The organism is Bradyrhizobium sp. WCU1 (assembly GCF_053474805.1).
The window spans coordinates 1840916-1866704 of the sequence record NZ_CM130280.1; the positions used below are offsets into that span (position 1 = coordinate 1840916).

General features: G+C 64.9%; 26 protein-coding genes. 7 read left to right on the plus strand and 19 right to left on the minus strand.

Going from position 1 to position 25789, the window contains the following annotated elements; genetic code table 11:
• Positions 1-20: 20 nt before the first annotated feature.
• The 4 genes from ACTUWL_RS08355 to ACTUWL_RS08370 form a co-directional block, all read right to left on the minus strand.
• On the minus strand, positions 21-278 hold the full coding sequence (locus ACTUWL_RS08355; protein WP_021076002.1) for a hypothetical protein: 258 nt from the start codon (positions 276-278) through the stop codon (positions 21-23).
• Between the two features lie 376 nt (positions 279-654).
• Positions 655-1086, minus strand: a complete 432-nt coding sequence (locus ACTUWL_RS08360; RefSeq protein WP_021076001.1) for a hypothetical protein — start codon at positions 1084-1086, stop codon at positions 655-657.
• A gap of 78 nt (positions 1087-1164) precedes the next feature.
• Positions 1165-1887, minus strand: coding sequence for a S1 family peptidase (locus tag ACTUWL_RS08365; protein ID WP_291731585.1), 723 nt, complete (start codon positions 1885-1887; stop codon positions 1165-1167).
• A gap of 428 nt (positions 1888-2315) precedes the next feature.
• A complete protein-coding gene (locus ACTUWL_RS08370; protein ID WP_021075999.1) occupies positions 2316-2651 on the minus strand; it encodes a GYD domain-containing protein in 336 nt (111 codons plus the stop codon).
• A 393-nt stretch (positions 2652-3044) separates the two neighbouring features.
• On the opposite strand from ACTUWL_RS08370, the gene ACTUWL_RS08375 reads away from it, so the two are divergent.
• Positions 3045-3995 carry an aldo/keto reductase gene (locus tag ACTUWL_RS08375; RefSeq protein WP_021075998.1) on the plus strand — a complete coding sequence of 317 codons (951 nt, stop codon included), beginning with the start codon at positions 3045-3047 and terminating at the stop codon, positions 3993-3995.
• Between the two features lie 116 nt (positions 3996-4111).
• Here ACTUWL_RS08375 and htpX read toward each other — a convergent pair whose 3' ends face one another.
• Together htpX and ACTUWL_RS08385 are read right to left on the minus strand one after the other, a co-directional pair.
• Positions 4112-5044, minus strand: a complete 933-nt coding sequence (gene htpX / locus ACTUWL_RS08380) for a zinc metalloprotease HtpX (protein ID WP_021075997.1) — start codon at positions 5042-5044, stop codon at positions 4112-4114.
• Positions 5045-5289: 245 nt separating this feature from the next.
• Positions 5290-6945 (minus strand): ATP-binding protein, encoded by a 1656-nt coding sequence (locus ACTUWL_RS08385; RefSeq protein WP_021075996.1) that lies wholly within the window; start codon positions 6943-6945, stop codon positions 5290-5292.
• Positions 6946-7130: 185 nt separating this feature from the next.
• On the opposite strand from ACTUWL_RS08385, the gene ACTUWL_RS08390 reads away from it, so the two are divergent.
• The 4 genes from ACTUWL_RS08390 to ACTUWL_RS08405 all read left to right on the plus strand — a co-directional run bounded on the left by ACTUWL_RS08390 (position 7131) and on the right by ACTUWL_RS08405 (position 11475).
• The gene (locus ACTUWL_RS08390) at positions 7131-8489 is read left to right on the plus strand and encodes a lytic murein transglycosylase (RefSeq protein ID WP_021075995.1); all 1359 of its coding nucleotides are present in this window, start codon (positions 7131-7133) and stop codon (positions 8487-8489) included.
• A 354-nt stretch (positions 8490-8843) separates the two neighbouring features.
• On the plus strand, positions 8844-9347 hold the full coding sequence (locus ACTUWL_RS08395) for a DUF1993 domain-containing protein (protein WP_021075994.1): 504 nt from the start codon (positions 8844-8846) through the stop codon (positions 9345-9347).
• 88 nt (positions 9348-9435) lie between these two features.
• On the plus strand, positions 9436-10296 hold the full coding sequence (locus ACTUWL_RS08400; protein ID WP_021075993.1) for an SDR family NAD(P)-dependent oxidoreductase: 861 nt from the start codon (positions 9436-9438) through the stop codon (positions 10294-10296).
• Positions 10297-10371: 75 nt separating this feature from the next.
• The gene (locus ACTUWL_RS08405) at positions 10372-11475 is read left to right on the plus strand and encodes an alkene reductase (protein WP_021075992.1); all 1104 of its coding nucleotides are present in this window, start codon (positions 10372-10374) and stop codon (positions 11473-11475) included.
• 228 nt (positions 11476-11703) lie between these two features.
• On the opposite strand, the gene ACTUWL_RS08410 is transcribed toward ACTUWL_RS08405, so the two are convergent.
• Positions 11704-12177 (minus strand): MarR family winged helix-turn-helix transcriptional regulator, encoded by a 474-nt coding sequence (locus ACTUWL_RS08410; RefSeq protein ID WP_021075991.1) that lies wholly within the window; start codon positions 12175-12177, stop codon positions 11704-11706.
• Between the two features lie 73 nt (positions 12178-12250).
• On the opposite strand from ACTUWL_RS08410, the gene ACTUWL_RS08415 reads away from it, so the two are divergent.
• On the plus strand, positions 12251-13420 hold the full coding sequence (locus tag ACTUWL_RS08415; protein WP_035649523.1) for an FAD-dependent oxidoreductase: 1170 nt from the start codon (positions 12251-12253) through the stop codon (positions 13418-13420).
• Between the two features lie 63 nt (positions 13421-13483).
• Entirely contained in the window at positions 13484-14296 is an 813-nt protein-coding gene (locus ACTUWL_RS08420) for a tetratricopeptide repeat protein (protein WP_021075989.1), read from the plus strand.
• Here ACTUWL_RS08420 and ACTUWL_RS08425 read toward each other — a convergent pair.
• The 12 genes from ACTUWL_RS08425 to ACTUWL_RS08480 all read right to left on the minus strand — a co-directional run bounded on the left by ACTUWL_RS08425 (position 14285) and on the right by ACTUWL_RS08480 (position 25742).
• Positions 14285-14995: a hypothetical protein gene (locus ACTUWL_RS08425; protein ID WP_021075988.1), complete on the minus strand. Its 711-nt coding sequence runs from the start codon at positions 14993-14995 to the stop codon at positions 14285-14287. The two genes, ACTUWL_RS08420 and ACTUWL_RS08425, sit on opposite strands and share 12 nt — an antisense overlap.
• 184 nt (positions 14996-15179) lie before the next feature.
• Positions 15180-16922 carry an ABC transporter substrate-binding protein gene (locus ACTUWL_RS08430; RefSeq protein WP_168471102.1) on the minus strand — a complete coding sequence of 581 codons (1743 nt, stop codon included), beginning with the start codon at positions 16920-16922 and terminating at the stop codon, positions 15180-15182.
• Between the two features lie 109 nt (positions 16923-17031).
• Positions 17032-17358 (minus strand): DUF2160 domain-containing protein, encoded by a 327-nt coding sequence (locus tag ACTUWL_RS08435; protein WP_021075986.1) that lies wholly within the window; start codon positions 17356-17358, stop codon positions 17032-17034.
• A 184-nt stretch (positions 17359-17542) separates the two neighbouring features.
• Positions 17543-18349, minus strand: coding sequence for a carbohydrate ABC transporter permease (locus tag ACTUWL_RS08440; protein ID WP_021075985.1), 807 nt, complete (start codon positions 18347-18349; stop codon positions 17543-17545).
• A complete protein-coding gene (locus ACTUWL_RS08445; RefSeq protein WP_021075984.1) occupies positions 18349-19251 on the minus strand; it encodes a carbohydrate ABC transporter permease in 903 nt (300 codons plus the stop codon). Before ACTUWL_RS08445 ends, ACTUWL_RS08440 begins: the two co-directional genes overlap by 1 nt.
• Entirely contained in the window at positions 19251-20336 is a 1086-nt protein-coding gene (locus tag ACTUWL_RS08450; RefSeq protein ID WP_021075983.1) for an ABC transporter ATP-binding protein, read from the minus strand. The genes ACTUWL_RS08445 and ACTUWL_RS08450 overlap by 1 nt, the downstream gene beginning before the upstream one ends.
• 12 nt (positions 20337-20348) lie before the next feature.
• Complete coding sequence (locus tag ACTUWL_RS08455; RefSeq protein WP_021075982.1) at positions 20349-21437, minus strand: ABC transporter ATP-binding protein; 1089 nt, start codon at positions 21435-21437, stop codon at positions 20349-20351.
• On the minus strand, positions 21434-22978 hold the full coding sequence (gene glpD / locus ACTUWL_RS08460) for a glycerol-3-phosphate dehydrogenase (protein ID WP_021075981.1): 1545 nt from the start codon (positions 22976-22978) through the stop codon (positions 21434-21436). The genes ACTUWL_RS08455 and glpD overlap by 4 nt, the downstream gene beginning before the upstream one ends.
• Positions 22979-23282: 304 nt before the next feature.
• Positions 23283-24116: a DeoR/GlpR family DNA-binding transcription regulator gene (locus tag ACTUWL_RS08465; protein ID WP_021075980.1), complete on the minus strand. Its 834-nt coding sequence runs from the start codon at positions 24114-24116 to the stop codon at positions 23283-23285.
• Between the two features lie 158 nt (positions 24117-24274).
• Positions 24275-24949, minus strand: a complete 675-nt coding sequence (locus ACTUWL_RS08470) for an HAD family hydrolase (RefSeq protein ID WP_021075979.1) — start codon at positions 24947-24949, stop codon at positions 24275-24277.
• A gap of 80 nt (positions 24950-25029) precedes the next feature.
• Positions 25030-25224 carry a hypothetical protein gene (locus ACTUWL_RS08475; RefSeq protein ID WP_021075978.1) on the minus strand — a complete coding sequence of 65 codons (195 nt, stop codon included), beginning with the start codon at positions 25222-25224 and terminating at the stop codon, positions 25030-25032.
• A gap of 164 nt (positions 25225-25388) precedes the next feature.
• Positions 25389-25742 (minus strand): acyl-CoA thioesterase, encoded by a 354-nt coding sequence (locus ACTUWL_RS08480; RefSeq protein WP_097673013.1) that lies wholly within the window; start codon positions 25740-25742, stop codon positions 25389-25391.
• Positions 25743-25789 lie beyond the last annotated feature (47 nt).

Here is a 25789-nt window from a genome sequence, read left to right on the forward strand (position 1 = left end):
CCCTGGAGAGGGAGGGTGGTTCAATCCACTGCGGCAAAGGCCTTGCACCAGCCGTCCTTGCTGATCGCACCCTCGACCACCTTACAGCCGTCGGGCGCGACGAACAGCGTGCACGAGCCACAGGAGTAGATGCCGTTCGGCGTGTCCTGATATTCGGCCTGCAGTTTTGTCATCCTGTCGGAGGCGGAAGCGGTTCGCAGCAGGAGCGCGGCGGGAAGTACCGCGATGGCAGCGCGAACGAAAGTGCGGCGCGAAGGTCCGCGTTGCTGTTTGGCCATGGTGTTCACCCCATGCGTCGTTCCGGCGAAGGCCGGGACCCATACTCCGTGACTGACATTGTAGGCGAGACTCGTGATTCCAACATCGCACAACAAGTAGCATTGGTGGTTATGGGTCCCCTGCGCAATTGCGCACCAGGCCGGAACGACACCGAATTTGTCGCGCAGTCGGTGAGACACACATCAGCATTGATTGACAGGCCTTGCTGAGTTGCCCGTCGGCGCAACTTGTTTCACCCCTTCCCGTCATTTCCGGGGCTCGCGAAGCGAGAACCCGGAATCCATCGAGCCCCAAGGGATTGTGGGTAAATGGATTCCGGGCTCGTGCTTCGCACGCCCCGGAATGACGAGAGGATGGACGCGTGGTCGAAGCCGCTCAGGGTTTCTTCAGATTGAGCGAGAAGCGCAGGTTGAGCGGCTGCAGCATTTCGGGCGGTGGTGCCTCGCCGACATTGCCGCGCTTCAGGATGGTACGCAGGTCCTCGGTCGCGCCGGCGTCATTGAACGCGGGAAAGGTGACGCGCTCGACGGTGCCGTCCGGGTTGAGCCAGGCACGGACCACGAGCGTTGGCGGCGGTCCGTTCTCTTTGCCGGAATTCTCGATGACCCAGTTGCGGAAGCGATTGGCGACCGTCTCGTCGGCCGCGACCCACTCTTCGAACCGGTATTTGACCAGCTTGGCAAATTGCGCCCAGGACGGCGGCGCCTGTTCGGGATTGCGAAAGTCGAGGTTCTGGGCACGGCTCGGCGCTGGGGAAAGGATCAGCAGGCCGAACGAGAGCACAAGCGTGCCCCGCAAGATGAGCATGGTTCTGGACAAGGGTTGACCGCAGGCAGCAGGCTGACAGGACGACGCGCAAGCATCGATCCGGGAGCAACTAGTCGGTCATTGTTGCAGGCATGTGACGCGCGCCGAGATGCTGGCGGCGCGATGCGCCCGCGAGGCGGTGCCGCTCATCTGCGGCCGGTCGTCTTCCTGGACGCGGATGCCATGCGCGGAAAGAAAGGATTTGGCGTGCGCCGCATCGACCGCCAGCACACGATCGATCGTGGTCCGCCGGCTGACCACACCCTCCACTAGGCCACGGGAATCCAGCACCGGCGCACCGCTGGTGCCGAAGGTGACATTGGAGCGCAGCACGAGATGCGCGGGATCGTGCTGGGTGCTGTCGACGAACGCATTGCCGAGCGCGCCGCCATGCGCAAGCATCGGCTTCAGGCGATCATAGGCTTCGGCAAAGACCATATCGTTGGCCACCGACGCAGTTGCACGCGGGAATACCGCCGCAAGGCCCAGCGTGCGCGGGACCTTGATCAACGCGATGTCGGTGGTAGCCAGCGCCACCACGCGCGCCGCGACCGCGCGGCCCTCCTTGCTGACCACGATGCGGGCGCAGTCCGCGACCGCATGACGCGCGGTCAGCATGTGCCCGAGATCGTCGACAAAGAACGCGGTGCCGTCGAGCCGCTGGCTGACCGTCGGCGGAGCGGTGACGTCACGGGCCAGCGGCTTCGCCGCCTCCATCTGTCGCGCCGGTTGAAACAGGGAGAATGGCACCTGCGCCGCGGCCTCGCGCGGCGCCAAGCCGGTGAGCGTACAACCGATCACGATACTGCAGGCCAGCCGGATCATGCGGGCAGGCAGTTGCGCGCGCGCCGCCAATGCCGTGCGGCCTGAAATCAAAACCGAGTGATGCACCTTCAGACCCCAATTCCGCCCGACGTCGCCGCGCCAACCGCACGTCGGTAATTTCTGTACATACACCGCAGCCGATGCGTGCGCTACGGCATCGTCGTGAATCGGTGACGCGCGGCGAGCGAGGAGGCGGACGTCATGCGACGGCACAACCGGCCGGGGCTATGCGAGCCAGCATGCGCGCGCGACGTCCGCCTGAGCTAATGCCCATCCGTTGACGCGCCCCGGATCAGCGGCGCGCAACGGCCCCCGTCTCCGCGCGGGGCGCCGTGAAGCGCCGCCGCGCGAGAGTGACATCGGCCATCAGATCGATCTGCGCCGCGTTTGGTCGGTCGTCGCCGTCAGCTGCCCGGCGGCGAGTAGACTGCCTTGAGCTTGCTTGCGTGCTGACGCACCACCTTGATCTCGTCCGGGGTAAACAGCCGGACCAGCTTCACGTTCTGCATGGCGCCGGCCGCCACCACCACGCCGCTGATGGCAGGCGCGACGGTCGGATCCGGCACGTCGAAGATCACCATCACGCCGGGACCATCGACCGACGTGCTGTACATCGAAATCAACTTGCCTCCGCCCGCCTCGATCAGCTTCTTGGCGGCCTCGTATCGATTGGTCGCCGGGTTCTCCATGATGTTGTTGATCGCACGCGGCGTGTATTCCCCTGAGAAGCAGAAATGCATGGCAATTGCTCCATTTGGCTGGGAATGAAAAAGGCGTTCACTCGGGCGTCGCCCAGGCAGAAGAGGATTTCGTACTGAAATGAAGAAGAAAGGGCCTGCCGATGGCCATGGGCGCTGCCGCGCATTCTCCGGAGTTCGGCGTAACCGGTGGCAGCTCGCCGCACAATCTACATCAAGTGCACGACAAATGAAATCGCGTTCAGGTGCTGCGACGAAATCATTCGATGACGCGGACTGAGGGGCAGCGAGGTTGACCTGACGCACGCCCGATGTCTTCCAACTGATCCCTGCTGACTTCACCTCAGGTCGTTCAACCGGCACAGCGCCTTGCAAACAAGGCCGAACTGCCTCAGTCTCCTGGGCCTATCACCAAGAACAAGCGAAAGAACACTCATGAAGCATCGTCCGCTCGGCCGCTCCGGCCTCACCGTCCCTCCTCTTTGCTTCGGCTGCAACGTGTTCGGCTGGACGGTGGATGAGGCTTCATCCTTTCGCCTGCTCGACACCGTGCTCGATCAGGGGCTGACGTTCCTGGATACGGCCGACGTCTATTCGCGCTGGGTGCCGGGCCATCACGGCGGCGAGTCCGAGACAATCATCGGCAAGTGGATGAAGACGCGCGGCAACCGCGACCGCATCATTCTCGCCACCAAGGTCGGCATGGACATGGGAGGCGGCAATGTCGGGCTGAAGCCGGATTACATCGCCCGCGCGGTCGAGGACTCGCTGCGGCGGCTGCAGACCGACATCATCGATCTCTACCAGTCGCACAAGGACGACGAGACCACGCCGCAGGAGGAGACGCTCGCGGCCTATGACAAACTGATCAAGGCCGGCAAGATCAGGGCGATCGGCGCCTCGAACTTTTCGGCAGAGCGGCTCAAGAGCGCGCTGGATATTGCCAAAGCGAACGGGCTGCCCCGCTATGAGAGCATGCAGCCCGAATACAGCCTGGCGGAACGATCGAGCTATGAAGGCGCGCTGCAACGCGTCTGCGTGGAGAACGACGTCGGCGTGATCACGTTCTTCTCGCTGGCCGCGGGATTCCTGACCGGCAAATATCGCTCGGAGGCCGACTTCGCCAAGAGCCCGCGCGGCGCGCGCAGCGTTCCAAGGTACATGAACCCGCGTGGCATGCGCATCCTCGCCACTCTCGACGAGGTCGCCGCGGAACAGCGCGCCGAGCCGGCCGCGGTCGCGCTCGCCTGGCTGATGGCGAAGCCCGGCATCACCGCGCCGATCGCCAGCGCCACCAAGCCCGAGCAGGTCGCAACGCTGGTCGCGGCGGCGAAGCTCGAGCTGAGCAAGGACCAGGTCTCACGGCTGGATGCCGCGAGCGCGTAACGGCGGGATGAATTTTAGTTGAATCGCTCTGGCGACGAACTCGCTGCGCCTCCCCCGCAAGCGGGAGAGGGACGCACCGCCTTCGCGGCCGCTGTTCAACCTGATCCTATGTTGCTCTAACCCCACGGCCCGCGCTGGCCTGAGGCACCGCCCCACGGGCTGCGCGGCGGATAGGTCGCGCCGGCCGGACGCGGTGCGGTCTGGGTGCCGAGCTCGGCGGCGAGCTGCTGCAGCGCGGCGATACGGTTGGCCGTCGAAGGATGGGTCGCGAACAGATTGTCGACGCCATGGCCCGACAGCGGGTTGATGATGAACATGTGCGCGGTGGCCGGATTGCGCTCCGCTTCCATGTTCGGCACGTGATGCGCCGAATTCTCGATCTTGGCGAGCGCGGACGCCAGCCACATCGGCTGCCCGACGATGCGCGCGCCATAATTGTCAGCGGCGTATTCGCGGGTGCGGCTGATCGCCATCTGCACCAGCATGGCGCCGAGCGGCGCCAGGATCATCATCGCGATCGAGCCTATGATGCCGGGGCCGTTGTTGTTGCGGTTGCCGCCGAAGAACATGCCGAACTGCGCCAGCATCGAGATCGCGCCGGCGATCGTCGCCGTGATCGTCATGGTCAGCGTGTCGTGATGCTTGATATGCGCGAGCTCGTGCGCGATCACGCCGGCGAGCTCCTCGCGGCTGAGTTGCTGCATCAACCCCGTCGTGACGGCAACCGCCGCGTTCTCCGGATTGCGGCCGGTCGCAAACGCATTGGGCTGTGCCTCGTCCATCACGAACACCCGCGGCATCGGCAGGCTCGCGCGCTGCGCCAGCTCGGCGACCAGATTGTGGAGATCGGGCGCACTGCGCGCATCGACCTGATGGGCGCCGTACATCGACAGCACCATGCGATCGGAATTCCAGTAGGTGAACAGATTTGTCGCAGCCGCGACGACCAGCGCGATCACGGCGCCGGTGCCGCCGCCGATCAGATAGCCGACGCCCATGAACAGCGCGGTGAGGCCGGCAAGCAGAAGCGCGGTGCGAAAATAGTTCATCGTGGTTCCCGGGCGGCAGCGGAATGCTGCCACAACCGACGCCGCTCAGGTAGGGATTTTACCGCTGAAACCGCAAGGGGACGTCGTGCGTCGCAGCGACGCGGCGCGGATTAACGATTGGTCATGTGCGGCGATCCGTGACCCGAATGACGCGCAGCACAATCCGGGACTATCTCACAGCGGACAGATTGCGCCGGATTACGCTTCGCTTCAGCCGGGCTTCACGCCTGCTGCGAATCTCACGCCTACTCTGCCGGCTCCTGCGCGTGCCGCGCCTCCTTCTCGCGCAGCGCGACCCGCAGCATGCGGGCGAGCTGGGCCCGGCTGTAGGGCTTTCCGAGGAACAGGATGCCCTGCTCGAGCTTGCCGTCCTGGTCGATGGCGTTCTCAGTGTAGCCCGACGTGAACAGCACGCGCAGGCCGGGCCGCCGCTTCTCGGCCTCGGTGGCGAGGTCGCGCCCGTTCATCGCACCGGGCATGATGACGTCGGTGAACAGGAGGTCGACCGGCGCGCCGCTGTCGAGCACGGCCAACGCTTCCGGGCCATTCTTTGCCGACAGCGTGGTGTAACCGAGGCTCTCGATCTGGGTCAGCACGTAGGAGCGCACCAGCTTGTCGTCCTCGACCACCAGCACGATCTCCTGCGCGCCGCGCATCTCCGGCTGCCGCCGCTCGGGCGGCGCCGCGGCCGCCGCGACCGCCGCCGCACGCGGCAGGAACAGCATGACCTTGGTGCCGCGGCCGAGCTCGCTGTCGAGCACGATGTGGCCGTTGGATTGCTTGACGAAGCCGTAGACCATGCTCAAGCCCAGGCCGGTGCCCTTGCCGACGTCCTTGGTGGTGAAGAACGGCTCGAACACTTTTGCCAGATCGGCTTCCGCGATGCCCTGACCGTTGTCGATCAACGCGATCACGACATAGACGCCGGCGGCAAGCCCGTCATGGCCGTGCACGTCGGACGGCTTGAGCTCGGCGGTGCGGGTCTCGATCGTGAGCCGTCCGCCCTTCGGCATCGCGTCGCGCGCGTTCAGCGCGAGATTGATGATCGCGGTGACGAGCTGGTTGGCATCGACCAGCGCGTGCGGCAGATCGGGCATCGGGCGGAAATCGATATCGACATGGTCGCCGATGGTCGGTCGCAGCAGCTCGATGGTGTCGACCATCAGCGCGTTGACGTCGACGTCGCTCGGCTGCAGCGGCTGCTTGCGCGCAAACGCCAGCAGGTGTCGCGTCAGCGATGCGCCGCGCTCGGCGGCGTCGCGGATCAATCCGGTGATCTCGGTGAGCTGGCGGTTGTGGGTGACCGCCTCGGCGAGGATGTCGATGGTGCCGGTGATGACGGTGAGGATGTTGTTGAAGTCGTGCGCGATGCCGCCGGTGAGCTGGCCGACGGCTTCCATCTTCTGTGCCTGGCGGATCGTGCTCTCGTTGGCCTCCGCCTCGCGGAAACGCTCGAGAAGGAATTCCGAGCGCTGGCGCTGGCGTCCTTCCTCCGCGAGCGCGACATGCGCCTCGCGCAGCTGCGCCTCGGTCGGGATCGCCAGGATCCGCGGGATCAGCGGCCACAGCAGTACCGCGGTGACGATCGAGGCGATCGCGGTCAGCGCCTTGACCAGGCCTTCGAGGCCGTAGATCGGCACCCACAACGTATAGATCGAGAATACATGCGTGAGGCCGCAGGCGAGGATGAAGGCGGCGAACGGCCAGGCCATCCAGCCAAACTGGATGTCGCGCCGCTTGGAGACGAGGATCGCGAGCGCAAACGGGATCGAGAAATACGAAGCGGCAATGATGGCGTCTGAAATCACGTGGAGCCAGATCAGCTCCGGTTCCCACAACAGGCAGATGCCGTGTGGCGAAAACGTCGACGAATCCAACAGACGCTCGAGAAAACTCCACATGGGTCCCTCCGGGCGTGATCGATCCGCCGACACCCCTGCCCGCGAATCACTTCGCCCAATCATAGCGGCGACCGTCCAGGCTGCCGAAGCCCAAATGGCCCGGGAGCGGCCTCCCCGTTGTTGCCTGGTGTTGCCCTGGTGTATGCAGTTTGGGCCACTTCCCCCTTTTTCAGCCGGTGACATCGATGCCAGCATGCCCACTCCGCGCCCCGATCAGGATCGCAGCGATCGCGGGAGCGCTGGCACTCTCCTCACTCGTCTCGTCCCTTGCCTCGGCGCAGCAGCCGCTGTCCAACCCCGCGGGTCCGGGCCCGTCCAGGGCGCGCCCGGCCACCGTGGCGCAGCCCCGCGCTGCGTCCTGCCACAATGGGCAGAGCTTCGATCGCTTCCTCACCGAACTGAAGCAGAAGGCGGTCGCCGCCGGCGTCTCGCAGCGCACGATCGCCGAGGCCGCGCCCTATCTGGTTTACGACCAGGGCATCGTCAACCGCGACCGCGGCCAGCGCGTGTTCGGCCAGATATTCACCCAGTTCGCCGGCCGCATGGCCGCGAACTACCGCATGCAGCAGGGCCAGCAATACATCCGGACCTATGCGGCCGCGTTCGCCCGCGCCGAGAAGGAGTATGGCGTGCCGCCGGCTGTCATCGCCGCGTTCTGGGGACTGGAGAGCGATTTCGGCGTCCAGATGGGCAATCTGCCGACGCTGAAATCGCTGGTGTCGCTGGCCTATGATTGCCGGCGCTCCGAGATGTTCCAGGGCGAGACCATCGCGGCGCTCAAGATCATCGAGCGCGGCGATCTGACGCCCGACGAGATGATCGGCTCGTGGGCCGGCGAACTCGGCCAGACGCAATTCCTGCCGACGCATTACTTCAACTACGCGGTCGACTATGACGGCGACGGCCACCGCAATCTGCTCGCCAGCGGCCCCGACGTGATCGGCTCGACGGCAAACTATATCGCCAATGGATTGAAGTGGCGGCGCGGCGAGCCGTGGCTGCAGGAGGTGCGCGTGCCGCAGGCCGCCAATTTCCCGTGGGATCAGGCCGACCTTACGATCAAGCTGCCGCGCTCGAAATGGGTTGCGCTCGGCGTCACCTCGACCGACGGCAAGCCGCTACCGAGCGACGAATTGCCGGCCTCGCTTCTGCTGCCGATGGGCCGGATGGGTCCGGCATTCCTGGCCTATCCGAACTTCGCCGCCTATACCGAGTGGAACAACTCGCTGATCTATTCGACCACTGCGGGCTATCTCGCCAGCCGCATCGCGGGCGCGCCGCCGATGCAACGGCCGCACGCGCCGGTCGCGCAGTTGCCGTTCGGCGAGATCAAGGAGCTGCAATCGCTGCTGGCGCGCGCCGGCTACGACGTCGGCAAGATCGACGGTGTGCTCGGCCAGGCGAGCCGCAGCGCGGTGAAGGCGATGCAGATGAAATACGGCCTGCCGGCGGATTCCTGGCCGACCGCGGAGCTGCTGGCGCGGATGCGTGGCGGCGGCCGCACGCAGCCGGCTGCGGATGCCGCAGTGCCGGGGGCGCGGTAGACGTCGGCATATCGTCCGGAATCGCTAGTCTAGCTCTCAGCCCATCATCGCTGAGGTGCGAGCCTTGCGGCGCAATTGCGCCGCTGGGCGAGCCTCGTAGGATGAATCGGCCACCGGCCGGGCCGTGCATCCTTCGAGACGCGCGGAGCCTGTCAGCGGGGCCGCGCTTCGCGCGGCCCCGCTGGCGCTCCTCCAGCGACAATGGCTACGCCATTGCGCTGGGATGACGGGAAAACAAAGAATATTTGACCGCCTGTTACAGCCCTCCGCAGTTGTATTCTTCCAACTGCGGCCCCATTTGCAGCATCGCCGTTCGGTAACATCCGGACTTTTATCAGCACCAGGGAGCATCCCATGTCCTTTTATGACGCCATCGTCCCCGCATATTTGCAGATTCTCAACAGCCTCACCGGCGAGTTGACCAAGGCCGAGGCGCATTGCGAGACGAAGAAGATCGCGCCCGAGGTGCTGCTGGGATCGCGGCTCTATCCCGATATGCTGCCGCTGACCAAGCAGATTCAGCTAGTCTGCGACCACGCTGCACGCGGCTGCGCCCGGCTGACCCACAGCGATGTGCCGTCGACGCCCGACACCGAGAAGAGCATCAGTGAACTGAAGCAGCGGCTGGCCAAGACGATCGACTACGTGAAGTCGTTCAAACCGGAGCAGTTCGATGGCGCGGACGCAAGGGACGTCACCTTCCCGATCGGCGCCGAGCGCACCATGACCCTGAAGGGCCAGCAATTCCTCAGCGCATTCTCGTTCCCGAACTTCTATTTCCACGCCGTCACCGCGCACGGCATCCTGCGCCACAACGGCGTCGAGGTCGGCAAGCGCGATTTCCTCGGCGTCAGCTGACGCGATATTCCCCGCCGCGGGATTTTAGCCTCACGCTCCCAGCCGTGCTACTGCTCCCTGACAACAACAAGACTTCAGGGAGCACGCCATGTCGACCACAACCCACGCGCCGAGAGCCATCGATCCGTCAGCATCACTGCACGCCGAAGCGCTGGGGCTGGCGGAAAACCACCGCCGCCTCGCGGGCCGGCGCATCATCGTGGTCGGTGCCGGACAACGCACAACGGTCGATGAAGCACCGCCGATCGGCAACGGCCGTGCCATGAGCGTGCTGTTTGCGCGCGAGGGCGCTTCCGTAGCCTGCCTCGACGTCAACAAGGAAGCGGCTGACGACACAGTCGCACAGATCACCAGAGAGGGCGGCAAGGCCTTCACCGACGTGGTCGATGTCTCCGACGTCGCGGCGATCGCGCCCGCGGTCGAACGCTGCGCGCAAAAGCTCGGCGGGCTCGACGGGCTGGCGCTGAATGTCGGCATCTCCTCCGGCCTGTCGCTGCCCAAGATGACGGCGGAAGCCTGGGACCGCGACTACGCCGTCAACGTGCGCAGCCACATGCTGTTCGCGCAGAAGGCGCTGGAGCTGATGGCACCGGGGGGTGCGATCATCTTGATTTCGTCGATGGCAAGCCAGCGCGCCGGCGGCCGCAATCCGGCCTATGAATCCTCCAAGGCAGCGCAGATCGCGCTGGGCCGGGCGATCGCGCGGGCCGGCGAGGACAAGGGCATTCGCTGCAATGTGATCGCGCCTGGCTTCATGGATACGCCGATGGGCCGCGATGCCAGCCGAAGGCGGTCGGACCGCGCCGTGACAGTACCGTTCGGCCGCCAGGGCACCGGCTGGGAGGTCGCGTATACTGCATTGTTCCTGATTTCGAACGAATCCTCCTACGTGAACGCGCACACCCTGTTCCTCGATGCCGGTCACATGGGCGGAATCGTGCGTGGCTGATCTGCGGACGGGCCATTGCGCTCGTCGCCGCAATGCACAACTGTCCGTCATCCATCATTATCTGGAACATTTCACATGAGCCAATCGACCAAACTCCTCGAGCCCTACAAGCTTGGCGCGCTGACCCTGTCGAACCGCCTGGTAATGGCGCCGCTGACGCGCAACCGCGCGCCGGCGCCGAACTTCGCGCCGGGCCCGCTCGCGGTGGAGTATTACGGCCAGCGCGCGTCGGCCGGCCTCCTGATCACCGAAGCCAGCCAGGTCTCGCAGCAGGGCCAGGGCTATCAGGACACGCCCGGCATCTATTCCAAGGAGCAAGTCGAGGGCTGGCGCAAGGTCACCGATCGCGTGCATGAGCGCGGCGGCCGCATCTTCATCCAGCTCTGGCATGTCGGCCGCATCTCGCATGTGGCGCTACAGCCGAACGGCGGCGCACCGGTGGCGCCGAGCGCGATCCGCGCCAAGACCAAGACCTTCGTCAACGGCACCTTCGCCGATGTCTCCGAGCCGCGCGCGCTGGAGCTGTCGGAGATCCCCGGCATCATCGACGATTTCAAGCGCGCCACCGCAAACGCGATTGCCGCCGGCTTCGACGGCGTCGAAATCCACGGCGCCAACGGCTATCTGCTCGACCAGTTCGCCAAGGATGGCACCAACAAGCGTACCGACGCCTATGGCGGCTCGATCGAGAACCGCGCGAAGCTGATGCTTGAAGTGTCCAAGGCAGTGGTGGGCGAAGCTGGCGGAGACCGCACCGGCATCCGCATCTCGCCGGTGACCCCAGCCAACGATGTTTCCGACAGCAATCCGCAGCCGTTGTTCGACTATATCGTCGATCATCTCAATGCGCTGAAGCTGACCTATATCCACGTCATCGAAGGCGCGACCGGCGGCCCGCGCGACAACGCGCCGTTCGACTACGCCTCGCTGCGCAAGCGCTTCAAGCAAGCCTACATCGCCAACAACGGCTACGACTTCGCGCTGGCGGAGAAGGTGCTGGAGGCCGGCGCTGCCGACCTGATCGCGTTCGGCAAGCCGTTCATCTCCAATCCTGATCTCGTCGAGCGGCTCAAGGCCGGCGCTCCGCTGAACGAATGGGACAAGGCGACCTTCTACGGCGGCGGCGCCAAGGGCTACACGGATTACCCGACGCTGAAGGCAACCGAAGCGGCGGAGTAAGATCGGGCTTGGTCTACCTCGTCATTTCCCCGGTGCGCAATTGCGCACCTGAGGATGCGGCGCCAGGTGCAGACCCGGAATCCATTGATCCGCATCATGCGCGTTGGGATGGATTCCGGGCTCGCGCTTCGCAGGCCCCGGAATGACGAAAGAGATTGCTGCAATTGCGATTGAAAAGGGCTGGGATCGCTCCCGGCCTTTTCGTTGCGCGCCCGCACATCCGACTTCCTACGCATCGACAGCCTCACCACTCTCCACCTCCTCCGCCACCATCCGGTCGAGGTTGCGGTTGAGCCGCCGCAGCAGATCGAGCAGCGTTGCCGCCTCGACCGTGCTGAACCCGGCCAGCGCCTGATTCTGGTTGCGGTGGAGCGCCTTGCGCGCGGCCGGCAACTTGGCCCTGGCGGCCTTCGTCAACGAAACCAGCTGGCTGCGACCATCGCCCGGCATCGGCGTACGCTGAACCAGTCCGTCGCGCTCCATGCGCGCCAGAATCTGCGCCATCGACGGCTGCTCGACTTTCGCGGCGCGGGCGAGGTCGCGCTGTGACATCGCCTTGCCGTCGCGCAACAGATAGAGCACCGGCAACTGGCCGATGCTGAAGCCGTGCGGCTTCACCCGCCGCTCGCCGAGCCGCAGGAAGCTGCGCGAAGCCATGTTCACCAGCGGCGCGGGACGATCGAACAGGTCCCAATCGGTCACGATGCCACCATTTACATAGGTCCCTATTTATAGTAAATAGGTACCTATGTATCCTGATGTGAGCGTGGTGTCCATGAGTTCGAAGCCAATTCGCATTGCCGTCGTCGGTGCCGGCCCCGGAGGCCTGACGCTCGCCCGCCTGCTGCGTATCGCTGGCGTCACGACGACAGTGTTCGAGCGGGAGACATCGGCGACCGAACGTCCGCAAGGCGGCACGCTGGACCTGCACACCGAGAGCGGCCAGCTAGCGCTGGCGCGCGCCGGGCTCACCGACGCCTTCCTGCGCGTCGCCCGTTACGAGGACCAGGGCAGCCGGCTTTACGACAGCGACGGCCGGCTGCTGCTCGCGGACGACGACATGACCGGTGATCGTCCCGAGGTCGACCGCACCGCGCTCCGCGATCTCCTGCTGCAATCATTGCCGCCGGACGCCGTCCGCTGGGGTCATGGCCTGCGCGAGGTCACGCCACGCCATGACGGACGTTACGATCTCGTCTTCGACAGCGCGCGCGAGGGGCCGTTCGATCTCGTGATTGGCGCCGACGGCGCGTCGTCGCGGGTGCGCCCGCTGGTGTCGCGCTATCAGCCACAATATAGCGGGCTGACCTTCATCGAGTTCGGCATCGACGACGTCGATCAACGCTACCCGGCGCTGTCGCAGCTGGTCGGCCGCGGCAAGATGGGCGCGGAGGGCGCCGGCCGCAGCGTGATCGTCCAGCGCAACGGCAACGCCCATCTGCGCGGTTACGCGATCTTCCGCGTGCCGCTCGAATGGGCGGAACGGCGCTTCGACGTCACTTCGCCATCCGGCATGCGCCAGGCGCTGCTCGGCGAATTCGCCGGCTGGGCCGCCGCCCTGCTCGACCTGTTCCGTGCCAGCAGCGATCAGTTCGCGCTCCGGCCGATCCATGCGTTGCCAGTCGGGCATCATTGGACCAATCGGCCCGGTGTCACCTTGCTCGGCGACGCCGCGCATCTGATGTCGCCGTTCGGCGGCGAAGGCGTCAACGCTGCGATGCTGGATGCGGTGGAGTTGGCACGGCATCTGGTGGGTTCGCCGGATTGGCGCGAGGCGGTGCGCACCTATGAGGCCGAGATGTTCGCGCGCGTCGCCGGGCCCGCCGGTGAGGCCGCCGAAGCCGCCGCGACCGAGCTGTCGCATATCAGCCAGGAACTGACACTGGCACAGCACCATGCCCACATGCAGGTGCGCGCGGCGGCCGGACAATCCACGGCGCGATAGACGCTGGCCATGCCTTCCGACGCCGCATAGCATGGTCCGGCCTGAAGATGGTCACGTACGGAAATGAGCAAAGACAACGCCGAGGATATCGTTCGACGCGCCACCACGGCCTTCAATGCCGGCCGGCATGGCGAGGCGATCGTGCTCTGCGAGCGCGGCCTTGCACGCCAACCCGGCGAGCCGATGCTGAGCCACCTGCTGGCAGCCGTGCTGTTTGCGAAGGGCGAGATCGCGCCGGCCCGCAGCCATATCGAAGCCAGCCTGGCGCGGCGCCCCGACAATGCCGCGGCGCAGTTGCTCGCCGCCCGCCTCGCCCGCACCGGTGGCGAATTCGACGCGGCACTGGCGCATCTCGACCGCGCCATCGCGCTGAAGCCGCAGCGCGATGCATTCGTCGAGAAGGCCCGCACGCTGGAGCTGGCCGGCCGCAAGGCGCAGGCGCGCGAGGCCTGGGAGGCGATCCTGAAAGTCATCCCGGAGCATCAGGAGGCCAACGCGCGGCTCGGGCGGCTGGCCTGGGAGGATGGCGAATTGGCCAAGGCCACAAGCCTGCTTGCGTGCGCTACCGCGAGCCCGGCACCGGCCTCGGTGTGGTTCGATCTCGGCGTGGCACGGCAGGATATGCGCGACCATGACGGCGCTGCGAACGCCTATCGCAAGGCGCTCGAGATCAAGCCGGATTACGCCGAGGCGGCGCTCAATCTCGGTATCGCGCTGCAGGAGGACGGCAAGCCCGACGCCGCGATGCAGGCCTTCGCACGCGCCTACGGCCTGCGTCCGCAATTGTTCGGATCGATCGCGATGGCGCTGACCTCGGCCTCGCACGGACGCCTGTGGCTCGATGAGAGGGCCCTGCGGAACGCGCTAGCTGGTTAACCGCCCGCGCATGGCGCGGAAATGCTTGCGGTAGACATTGGGCGCAGCCAACACCTCGCCGACGACTTTCGCATAGGCTTCGCGATGCGCGTCGTCGAAGGGCTCAAACACCAGTTCGGGAGCCTCGCGCGGTACCGCAAAGCATTGCACGACCGGCGTCCCCTTCGGCAGCACACCGGCAAAATCAGACTCCGTCCAGACCGCGGGGAAATTGATCCCGCCGTCGTGAAACCGGTCGGCGTCGACGAGCCCCGAGATCGACCGGAACGGCAAGTCGTCGCGATTGACCGGATGTGTCGCGAACAGCGACCAGCCCGGTTCGAGCTCGATGGTCCAGAAGCTGTTGAACTTCAGCGCGGCCTGCCCGTTGGCGAACGGTGCGCCGGCGAACTGCGCAACGGGATGGAAGCTGAGCGGCGCGCGCGGATGGCCCTGCGTCGCAGGCTCCGGAATGTCCCAGTCCCAGGCGAATGCACCGCGCTCGACCCTGACATCGCAAGGCAGCGGGATCATGACCCCGTGGGCCATCGCATCGACGAAGGGCGGACATTGCTTGACCGTGCGGATGTCGCGGTCGTGGATGTCGGAATGTGCCTTTGCCGGCATCGCGCGCAGCCAATCGGGCAACGCAGTACGGGCCGGGAACGGCCGCGGCAGATGCTCGGCAAGCCGCGGATCGCAGCGGAAAATCATGCGCATGGTGAAACTCCGGGATCATGATGCGACGACGAGGAGACGCATGATGAGCTTCGTCGCGTCATTTGAGCACAATCCCGAAGGGCGCTCCACTCTTCCGGATAGAGGCGCCGATGATGCAAAAAGGCCGGGATCGCTCCCGGCCTTCGCAGGTTTCGTATCGCGTGGGCTGGTACGCCCTATCGCCTTACTTCGCTTCGGCGCGCTTGGGCGGGCTCGCCGGCCACGACTTGATCAGGGTGTCGTAGTCGATCGTTTCGCCCTTCGGCTTCTCGTTCGCGAGCTTGCGCTGCGGAGCGATGGTGCCGTCCTTCTCGGCCTTCTTGTACCAGTACTCGGCGGTTTCCTTCTTGTTCAGCTTCGGTCCGCAGGCGCCCTGCACACCGGACTTCTCAAGACGTTCCATCACCGAATCCTGGGCCGCGGCCAGCGCGTCCATCGCGGCTTGCGGCGTCTTCGCACCGGACGACGCATCGCCGATGTTCTGCCACCACAGCTGAGCGAGCTTCGGATAGTCAGGCACGTTGTTGCCGGTCGGGGTCCACTGCACGCGCGCGGGCGAGCGGTAGAACTCGATCAGGCCGCCGAGCTTCGGCGCACGCTCGGTGAACGACTTGTCCCAGATGTCGGATTCACGGATGAAGGTGAGACCGACATGGCTCTTCTTCAGGCTTGTCGTCTTGGAGACGATGAACTGCTGATAGAGCCAGGCCGCCTTGCGGCGATCGACCGGGGTCGACTTCAAGAGCGTGAGCGAACCCACGTCCTGGTAGCCGAGCTTCATGCCGTCCTTCCAGTACGAGCCGTGCGGCGACGGGGCCATACGCCACTTCGGCGTACCGTCCGCGTTCATCACGGCAATGCCCGGCTTCACCATGTCGGCGGTGAAGGCGGTGTACCAGAAGATCTGCTGGGCGATGTTGCCCTGCGAAGGCACCGGGCCCGACTCGGAGAAGGTCATGCCCTGTGCCTGCGGCGGAGCATACTTCTTCATCCAGTCGAGGTACTTGACGATCGAATAGACCGACGCCGGGCCGTTGACATCGCCGCCACGCTCGACCGACGAGCCGACCGGACGGCAGCCTTCCATGCGGATGCCCCATTCGTCGACCGGCAGGCCGTTCGGGAGACCCTTGTCGCCGTTGCCGGCCATCGACAGCCAGGCGTCGGTGAAACGCCAGCCGAGCGAGGGATCCTTCTTGCCATAGTCCATATGGCCGTAGACCTTGACGCCGTTGATCTCCTTGACGTCGTTGGTGAAGAACTCGGCGATATCTTCATAGGCCGACCAGTTCACGGGCACGCCGAGATCGTAGCCATACTTGGCCTTGAACTTGGCCTTGTATTCCGGGTTGGTGAACCAGTCATAGCGGAACCAATAGAGGTTCGCGAACTGCTGGTCGGGCAGCTGATAGAGGTGACCGTTCGGTGCCGTGGTGAACGACTTGCCGATGAAGTCGTCGATGTCGAGCATCGGATCGGTGACGTCCTTCGCCTCACCCTTCATCCATTCCGTCAGGTCGACCGCCTGGCCGTAACGGAAGTGGGTGCCGATGAAGTCGGAGTCGTTGATCCAGCCGTCATAGACGTTCTTGCCGGACTGCATCTGGGTCTGGATCTTCTCGACGACGTCACCTTCCTGGATGATGTCGTGCTTGACCTTGATGCCGGTGATCTCCTCGAACGCCTTGGCGAGCGTGCGGGATTCGTATTCGTGCACGGTCAGCGTTTCGGAGACGATGTTGATCTCCATGCCCTTGAAGGGGGCAGCGGCTTTGATGAACCACTGCATCTCCTTCATCTGGTCGTCCTTGGAGAGGGTCGACGGCTGGAATTCGCTGTCGATCCACTTCTTGGCGGCGGCCTCGTCGGCGCGGGCCGGCGCGGCAAGCGTGACCGATGCTGCGACGAGCGCGATCGCGCTGGTCATCGTCAAAAGTCTATCTTTAGTCATTGGTAAATGTCGCATGTGATTCCTCCGGTTGCAGCGACTAAATCCAGGCCCGGGTAGACCCCGGATCTGCTCTTTTTCGCGTTCTTCAGACGGTGCGAAAGATCACCACGGCTGAAAGAAGCGAAATTACCGTTCCGAGCCACAGGCTCGAAATCTCGACGCCCTCGCCGATCGGCAAGGTGAAAATCGGATCGGTGCCGACGAGGGCGATCCACAGCAAGTGGATCACCGCCGCCAGCACCAGCGAGACGAACAGGCGATCGCCGCGCGTGGTCGGAATCCGCAGCACGCCGACCCGCTCCGCTTCGGGATAGGCAGCCGCGAGCCAGGTCATGACGCCGAGCGTCGAGGCCAGCAGCACGAAGAAGACCGCGGTCGGCAGCGTCCAGGCCATCCATGCGATGGATTCCATAGCTCAAGTCCTCCCACGCGATACGGTGCGCCCCCTCTCCCATGGGGAGAGGGCTGGGGTGAGGGGGTACGGTCCATCGATCGAGACAAACCCCTCACCCGGATTTGCCGCTTCGCGCCAAATCCGACCTCTCCCCTTGGGAGAGGTGAAGCGCGAGATGGTGCCTGATTGCTTCATCATGACGCTAGACCCGGCCGAGCGCGAAACCGCGCGCGATGTAGTTGCGGACGAACCAGATCACGAGCGCGCCGGGGATGATGGTGAGCACACCGGCCGCGGCAAGCAGGCCCCAGTCCATGCCGGCGGCCGACACCGTGCGCGTCATGATCGCCGCGATCGGCTTGGCCTGCACCGAGGTCAGCGTGCGCGCCAACAGCAACTCGACCCAGGAGAACATGAAGCAGAAGAACGCGGCGACGCCGATCCCGCTCGCGATCAGCGGCACCAGGATCTTGATGAAGAAGCGCGGGAACGAATAGCCGTCGAGGAACGCGGTCTCGTCGATCTCGCGCGGCACGCCGGAAACGAAGCCTTCGAGGATCCATACCGCGAGCGGCACGTTGAAGATGCAGTGCGCGAGCGCGACCGCCCAAGGCGTATCGAACAGGCCGATCGCCGAATAGAGGTTGAAGAACGGCAGCGCATAGACCGCCGCCGGCGCCATGCGGTTCGACAGCAGCCAGAAGAACAAATGCTTGTCGCCGAGGAAGCGGTAGCGCGAGAACGCATAGGCCGCCGGCAGCGCCACCGCGATCGAGATCACGGTGTTGATGACGACATATTCCAGCGAATTGATGTAGCCGGAATACCAGCTCTCGTCGGTGAAGATGCGCCGGTAGTGCTGCAGCGTCGGCGTGTGCGGCCACAGCGTCATCGTCGAGACGATCTCGGCGTTGGTCTTGAAGCTCATGTTGACGAGCCAATAGATCGGCAACAGCAGGAAGATCAGGAACAGCGCCATGATCAGGCGGCGGCCGGGGATCGAGTGCATCACGCCGCTCCTTCCTTGACCGGCCGCTCGGTGCCGGCATTGGTCATCACGGTGTAGAACACCCAGCAAACGATCAGGATGATCAGATTGTAGACCAGCGACAGCGCCGCAGCCTTGCCGAGGTCGAACTGGCCGAGCGCGATCTTGACGAGCTCGATCGAGACGAAGGTCGTCGAGTTGCCGGGACCGCCGCCGGTGACCACGAACGGCTCGGTGTAGATCATGAAGCTGTCCATGAAGCGCAGCAGCACCGCGATCAGCAGCACGCGGTTCATCTTCGGCAGCTGGATCGCCTTGAATACCGCCCAGCGCGAGGCGCCGTCGATCTGCGCCGCCTGGTAATAGGCGTCGGGGATCGACTTCAGGCCGGCGTAGCACAGCAGCGCGACGAGGCTGGTCCAGTGCCAGACGTCCATCACGATGACGGTGACCCAGGCATCGATATCGTTGGCGACGTAGTTGTAGTTGAAGCCGAGGTGATTCAGCACATAGCCGAGCAGGCCGATATCGGGCCGGCCGAAGATCTGCCAGATCGTCCCGACTACGTTCCACGGAATCAGCAGCGGCAGCGCGAGGATGACGAGGCAGGCCGCGACGCTCCAGCCCTCGCGCGGCATCGACAGCGCGACGACGATGCCGAGCGGCACCTCGATCGCGAGGATCACGGCGGAGAAGAACAAATTGCGGCCGAGCGAGGCCAGGAAGCGACCGCCGAGATCGGTCGAGGGATCGAGCAGCTCCTTGAACCAGCCGACGCCGTTCCAGAAGAACTGGTTGTTACCGAAGGTGTCCTGCATCGAATAGTTCACGACCGTCATCAGCGGCAGCACTGCCGAGAACGCCACCACCAGGAACACCGGCAGCACCAGGAACCAGGCTTTTTGGTTGATCGTCTTGTCCATCAGGCGACCCCTTCCACCAAATGGCTGTCGGCATAGACGTGGACATAGGCGGGATTGAAAACGAGACCGGCGGTGTCGCCGGAGACCGAGAAGCCCGGCGGCACGCGCGCCGCAAGCTTGGTGTTGCCGACGCGCACGCGGGCGAACTGGATCCGGCCGAGATCGTCGATCCGCTCGATCGTGGCCGAGAGCAGCCCGGACGCCGGCGGAGCGACGTCCACGAATTCGGGCCGCACGCCGATCTCGATCTTCTTGCCGGCCGGCAGCACACCATAATTTCGATGCAGGCCGATGACATGGCCGTCGATCCGCGCCTCGTGGCCACTGACCTCGGCGGGCACGATGTTCATGCCGGGCGAGCCGATGAAATAGCCGACGAAGGTATGCGCCGGCTTGTCGAACAATTCGGCCGGCGTGCCGCTCTGCACCACGCGGCCGTCATGCATGACAACGACGGTGTCGGCGAATGTCAGCGCCTCGGTCTGGTCGTGGGTGACGTAGATCATCGTGAGGTCGAGCTCGCGATGCAACGCCTTCAGCTTGGAGCGCAATTGCCACTTCAGCTCGGGATCGATGACGGTGAGCGGCTCATCGAACAGCACGGCCGCGACGTCGGAACGCACCAGGCCGCGGCCGAGCGAGATCTTCTGCTTGGCGTCGGCGGTGAGGCGCGTCGCCTTGCGGTTCAGGTAAGGCGTGAGGTCGAGCAGGTCGGCGATCTGCCTGACCCGCGCATCGACTTCGGCCCTGGCGACGCCGCGGTTCTTCAGCGGGAACGCCAGGTTCTCACCCACCGTCATGGTGTCGTAGATCACCGGGAACTGGAACACCTGCGCGATGTTGCGCTTCTGCGTGGACAGCGGCGTGATGTCACGGCCGTCGAACAGAATCTGTCCGCGCGACGGCGTCACGATGCCGGAAATCAGATTGAGCAGCGTGGTCTTGCCGCAGCCGGACGGCCCGAGCAGCGCATAGGCTCCGCCCTGCCGCCAGGTCATGGTGACCGGCTTCAGCGCAAAGGATTCCAGCGGCGCGTCATTGCCGTTGTAGGACTGGGCGAGATCGACGAGGTCAATGCGGGCCATCAAGCATCTCCCTCACTTCGAGAAACTTGTTGCGGGTGAAGCGACGAGGCGATCGGCCGCGTCGAATACGAAGATGTTGTCGGGATCGAGCGCGGCGTCGAGCACCTGCCCGGGTTCGTATTCGTGCACGCCGTGCAGCACCGCGACCCAGTTGGAGTCGTGGACATGGACGTGCACGAAGCTTTCCGAGCCGGTGATCTCGGTCACCGTCACCGTGGCGGAGAACTTGTGGCGCCCGGCCGCGACGTTGCCGACGTCGAGTTGGTGCGCGCGGAAGCCGATCCGGTAGGCGCCGTCCGGGAGGTTGGCATAGAGGCCGGCCGCGGCCGCCTGTTCGCCGCCGGCATAGGTCACCCGGTCACCCTTCTTCTCGATGCCGATGATGTTGAGCGGCGGATCCGAGAACACCTGCGCGACGCGCAACGTGTCGGGATGACGGTAGACCTTCGGCGTTGCGCCGGTCTGCAGCGCCTGGCCTTCCCACATGCACACCGTGTCGCCGCCGAGCAGCAGCGCTTCCGACGGCTCGGTGGTGGCGTAGACGAAGATGGCGCCGGAGGCCTCGAAGATGCGCGGCAGTTCGGCACGCAGCTCCTCGCGCAGCTTGTAGTCGAGGTTGGCGAGCGGCTCGTCGAGCAGCACGAGGTCGGCGCCCTTGACCAGCGCGCGCGCGATCGCGGTGCGCTGCTGCTGGCCGCCGGAGAGCTGCAGTGGGGTACGCTTGAGGAAAGGCTCGAGCCGCAACAACGCGGCCGCCTCCGCCACCCGCTTCTCGATCTCGGCCTTCGGCTTGCCCTGCACCCGCAAGGGCGAAGCGATGTTCTCGTAGACCGTCAGCGAGGGATAATTGATGAACTGCTGATAGACCATCGCCACCGAGCGCTGCCGCACGTCGGCGCCGGTGACGTCCTTGCCGTCGACCAGCACACGGCCGGTGGCCGGCTTGTCGAGCCCGGCAAGCAGCCGCATGATCGAGGTCTTGCCCGACAGCGTCGGCCCGAGCAGCACGCTGAGCGTGCCACGCTCCAGCGTCAGCGAAACATCGCGGATGGTCGGAACGCCATCCACGGTTCGCGTGACGTTCTGCAGTGTAACGCTCATGCCCGTCCTCCCGCTTCGCGGAGGGGACGTTCACCGGACACGCGGTTGGCGGCCATCCACTCGTCGAGCGCGGCGATTTCACCCGCCGTCATCCGCAAGCCCAGCTTGGATCGTCGCCAGACGACATCTTCCGCAGTCCGAGCCCATTCGTTCGCCATCAGGTACCGGACTTCACTTTCCGTCAAGGTGGCGCCGAAGGCGCGGCCGAGATCTTCAGCCGATGCTGCATCGCCGAGCACCTTTGCGGCGCGCGTGCCGTAGGCATGCGCGAGACGGTTGGCATGGGATTGCGCGAGGAACGGATGGTTGCGAACCAGCTCGGCGGCGAGCGCTGCGACCGCGGAGACATCCATGTCGCCGCCGGGCAGCGGCGCCTTGCCGGTCCAGCCCTCCTGCGCTTTCGCGCCCTTGAGATAAGGCGCGAGCCGCTCCAGCGCCTCCTCGGACAGCCGGCGATAGGTCGTGATCTTGCCGCCATAGATCGACAGCAGCGGCGCACCGCCGGGCGTATCGAGCTCGAACACGTAGTCGCGGGTCGCGGCCTTGGCTTCGCTCGCCCCGTCGTCATAGAGCGGACGCACGCCGGAATAATCCCAGACCACGTCCTGAGGTTTCACCGGCTTTGCGAGGTATTCGCTCGCGGAGGCGCAGAGATACTCGATCTCCTCCTGCGTCGCCTTCACCTTGGCCGGATCGCCGTCATAGTCGCGATCGGTGGTGCCGATCAGCGAAAATTCGTTCTGATAGGGAATCACGAAGATGATGCGGCCGTCGGCATTCTGGAAGATGTAGGCGCGGTCGTGGTCATAGAGCTTGGGCACCACGATGTGCGAGCCCTGCACCAGGCGCACCTTGGCCCGCGCGTTGACGCCGGCGCCGGACGCCAGCACCTGCTCGACCCAGGGACCGCCGGCATTGACCAGCACGCGCGCTTGGATCGTCTCACGGGCGCCGCTGACGCTGTCCTCGACGGTGACATGCCAGACGCCGTCGACCTGCCGGGTCTCGACTGCGCGGGTGCGGGTGCGGATCTCGGCGCCGCGATCGGCGGCGTCGCGCGCGGTCAGCGCCACCAGCCGCGCGTCGTCGACGAAGCAGTCGGAATATTCAAAGCCCTTGGTGTAGCGGCCCGGGATCAGCGGCTTGCCGACCACATCGCGGGTCAGATCGAGCGAGCGCGTCGCCGGCAGCAGGTGCCGGCCGCCGATATGGTCGTAGAGGAAGAGGCCGAGCCGCAGCAGCCAGGCCGGGCGCAGGCCGGCGTGATGCGGCAGAACGAAACGCAGCGGACGAATGATGTGCGGCGCGATCTGCCAGAGGATCTCGCGCTCGATCAGCGCCTCGCGCACCAAACGAAACTCATAATATTCGAGATAGCGCAGGCCGCCATGCACGAGCTTGGTCGACCAGGACGACGTTCCGCTGGCCAAGTCATTCATTTCACAGAGGAAAACAGAATTGCCCCGGCCCGCCGCATCGCGCGCGATGCCGCAGCCATTAACGCCGCCTCCAATGATGGCGAGGTCGTAAATTCGATCCAAAGAACGCTTCCCCCGGCAACCGCCTTCGCTTTGACGGTTTTACTTTCGAATTAGAGTAGATCACAACCAAAAACGAAAGCAAAGCGAAAATGGGGAACTTTGGTTGGGGATTTTTTGGGCGGGATGACCGCTGCGGGGGCAGGCGGTCCACGAGCCACCGTCGCAAGCCGCGGTTTGGACCGTCACCCTGAGGCGTGAGCCTTGCGACGCAATTGCGCCGCTGGGCAAGCCTCGAAGGGTGCACGGCCCGGCTGGTGGCCGTCGATCCTTCGAGACGCGCGCAAAGGCGCGTAGGATTGAAGCGCTACGCGCTGCGCAGCGTCGCCGGTGCCGGTGCCGGGTCGGCGTTGTCGTCGATATCGGCTTGCGGCTTGTCCATCGCAACGACGACCTCGATCCCTCTGCTGTGACAGATGTTGGCGAGGCCCGCAGGCAAGGGCGAGTCGGTCACGAAGGTCTGGATCTGGCTCATATGCGCGATCCGCACCGGCGCGCTGCGGCGGAGTTTTGTCGCATCCGACACCAGCATCACGTTGCGTGCATTGGCGATGATCGCCTGCGCGACCTGCACCTCGCGATAGTCGAAGTCGAGCAGTGCGCCCTCCTCGTCGATTGCGGACGCGCCGATGATGGCGTAATCGACCTTGAACTGGCCGATCAACTGCGTCGCGGTCGAGCCGACCACCGCACCGTCGGCGCGGCGCACCGTGCCGCCTGCCACCACCACCTCGATGCGCGGATGACGGTACAGCAGCATCGCGACGTTGAGGTTGTTGGTGATGACCAGCAGATCCTCGTGCGAGGTCAGTGCGCTGGCGACTTCTTCGGTGGTGGTGCCGATATTGATGAATAGCGAGCAGCCGTTCGGAATCCGCGCGGCCGCGGCGGCGCCGATCGCCTTCTTCTCCTCGGCGGCGACGAAGCGGCGCGCCTCGTAGGCGAGGTTCTCGACGCCCGAGGCGATGATCGCACCGCCATGGATGCGGGTCAGCGACCGCTCATCGCAGAGATCGTTGAGGTCCTTGCGGATGGTCTGCGCCGACACCTCGAAGCGCTTGGCAAGGTCCTCGACCATGACCCGGCCGAATGCGCGTGCGATATTGAGGATTTCAGTCTGGCGATGAGAGAGTCCGGCCACGGCGGCCCCCTTGAACGGCAATTGGTTGGAGCATGATCATTTCGGAAAACCGGTTGCCACTTTTCCGGATCATGCTCTCGCCCATGGTGCGGCCGTTCGGCACCGAGGTCAACGAGCAAGCATCGCCGGGGTTAAGAACTGCGTTGCAGCATGCCGGTTTACCAAGTCATGGCCGACGCAACCAGGCGGATCAATTCCGGATCATCGAACGCCCGCGCGCTGGCGACGGCGCCGGCCGCCAGCAGATCGGCATGGCTGAGCCCGGTTCGCATCCCGATCGTCGCGATGCCCGCCGCCGTCGCGGACTGAATGCCGGAGCGCGAGTCCTCGAACGCCAGCGACGCGGATGCGGCCGCGCCGGCGAGGCGCAGCCCCTCGAGATACGGCAAGGGGTGCGGCTTGCCATGCTCCAGCTCGTCGCCGATCACGAGGGCCTTGAAACGGTGCGCGACGCCGAGTCCTGAGAGCAGCAATTCGGCGTTCGCGCGCGGCGCATTGGTCACCGCCACCATCGGCACGCCGGCGCGATCCGCCCGGTCGAGCAGCGCCATCAATCCCGGCACCGGCACGATCTGGCCGCTGACCAGCTCGCGGAAGATCCGCTCCTTCTCGCTGAGAATGCCGGCGCGGCGTTCAGGCGGCACGTGGGCGAGAAAGCGCTCGCCGATCGATGCGTTGGAGAAGCCTTGCAGCTCCCTGCCGAAGCGCGCGTGATCGAAGGAGTGTCCATGCGGGCCGAGCACCCGGTTGAACGCTGCCAGATGCAGCGGGTCGGTGTCGGCGAGCGTGCCGTCGATATCGAACAGCAGTGCTTTACCTTGTGTCTGCGACATCCGAAAAACGTTTCCATGAGTTCGGATGCATCAATACAGACTCTCGCGGCGCACGCAAATGACGCACCGCACCGGCCGCGTCAGGAGGCCAGCTGCAGATCTTGCCCGGTGACAAGCCGTCGCGCGGCGCGCTCGGCCTCACGTGCATTGCGAAAAATCTGGCCTTCGAGGGCGCGGAAGCGGTGCGCGGCTGCAAAAAACTCGTAACCCTTGGTATCGCGCACCACGATACCCGCGATCTCTGAACTTACCTCGATGACGTAGCAGTCTGACATTATCGGCCTCGGTTTATTCCGGGCCGACAACGGGATCGCTGAACGTTTGTTCCTCGGTTTATTTGAGAACCGAAGCGCCGTTTTTGCAATCAGGCCGCGCTCCGGTCTCAGTTTCGACGCGTTCCCCCCGCGCCGAATCAGCAGCATGCTTGGCGCGAAAGCATTCAGGTCGAAATCGTCGCGCCGTCACGCTGAATCGGTTGCGGATGGCCCTGCTCGTCGATCGAGACGTAGGTGAAATTGCCGTCGGTGACCAGGATCGACTGCTGCTCACGGCGGCGCAGCACCCAGGCTTCGAGGTGCACCGTGATCGAGGTACGCCCGACGCGCACGAGATTGGCGTGCACCGAGACGAGATCGCCGACATAGACCGCCTTGCGGAAGTTCATCGCCTCGATCGCAACCGTCACCGTGCGGGACTTCGCCAGCTTGGAGGCGAACACGCCGCCGCCGACGTCCATCTGGCTGAGCAGCCAGCCACCGAAGATATCGCCATTGGCGTTGGTGTCGGCCGGCATCGCCAGCGTGCGGATGCAGAGATCTCCCTGCGGTTCGTTGCCGCTGA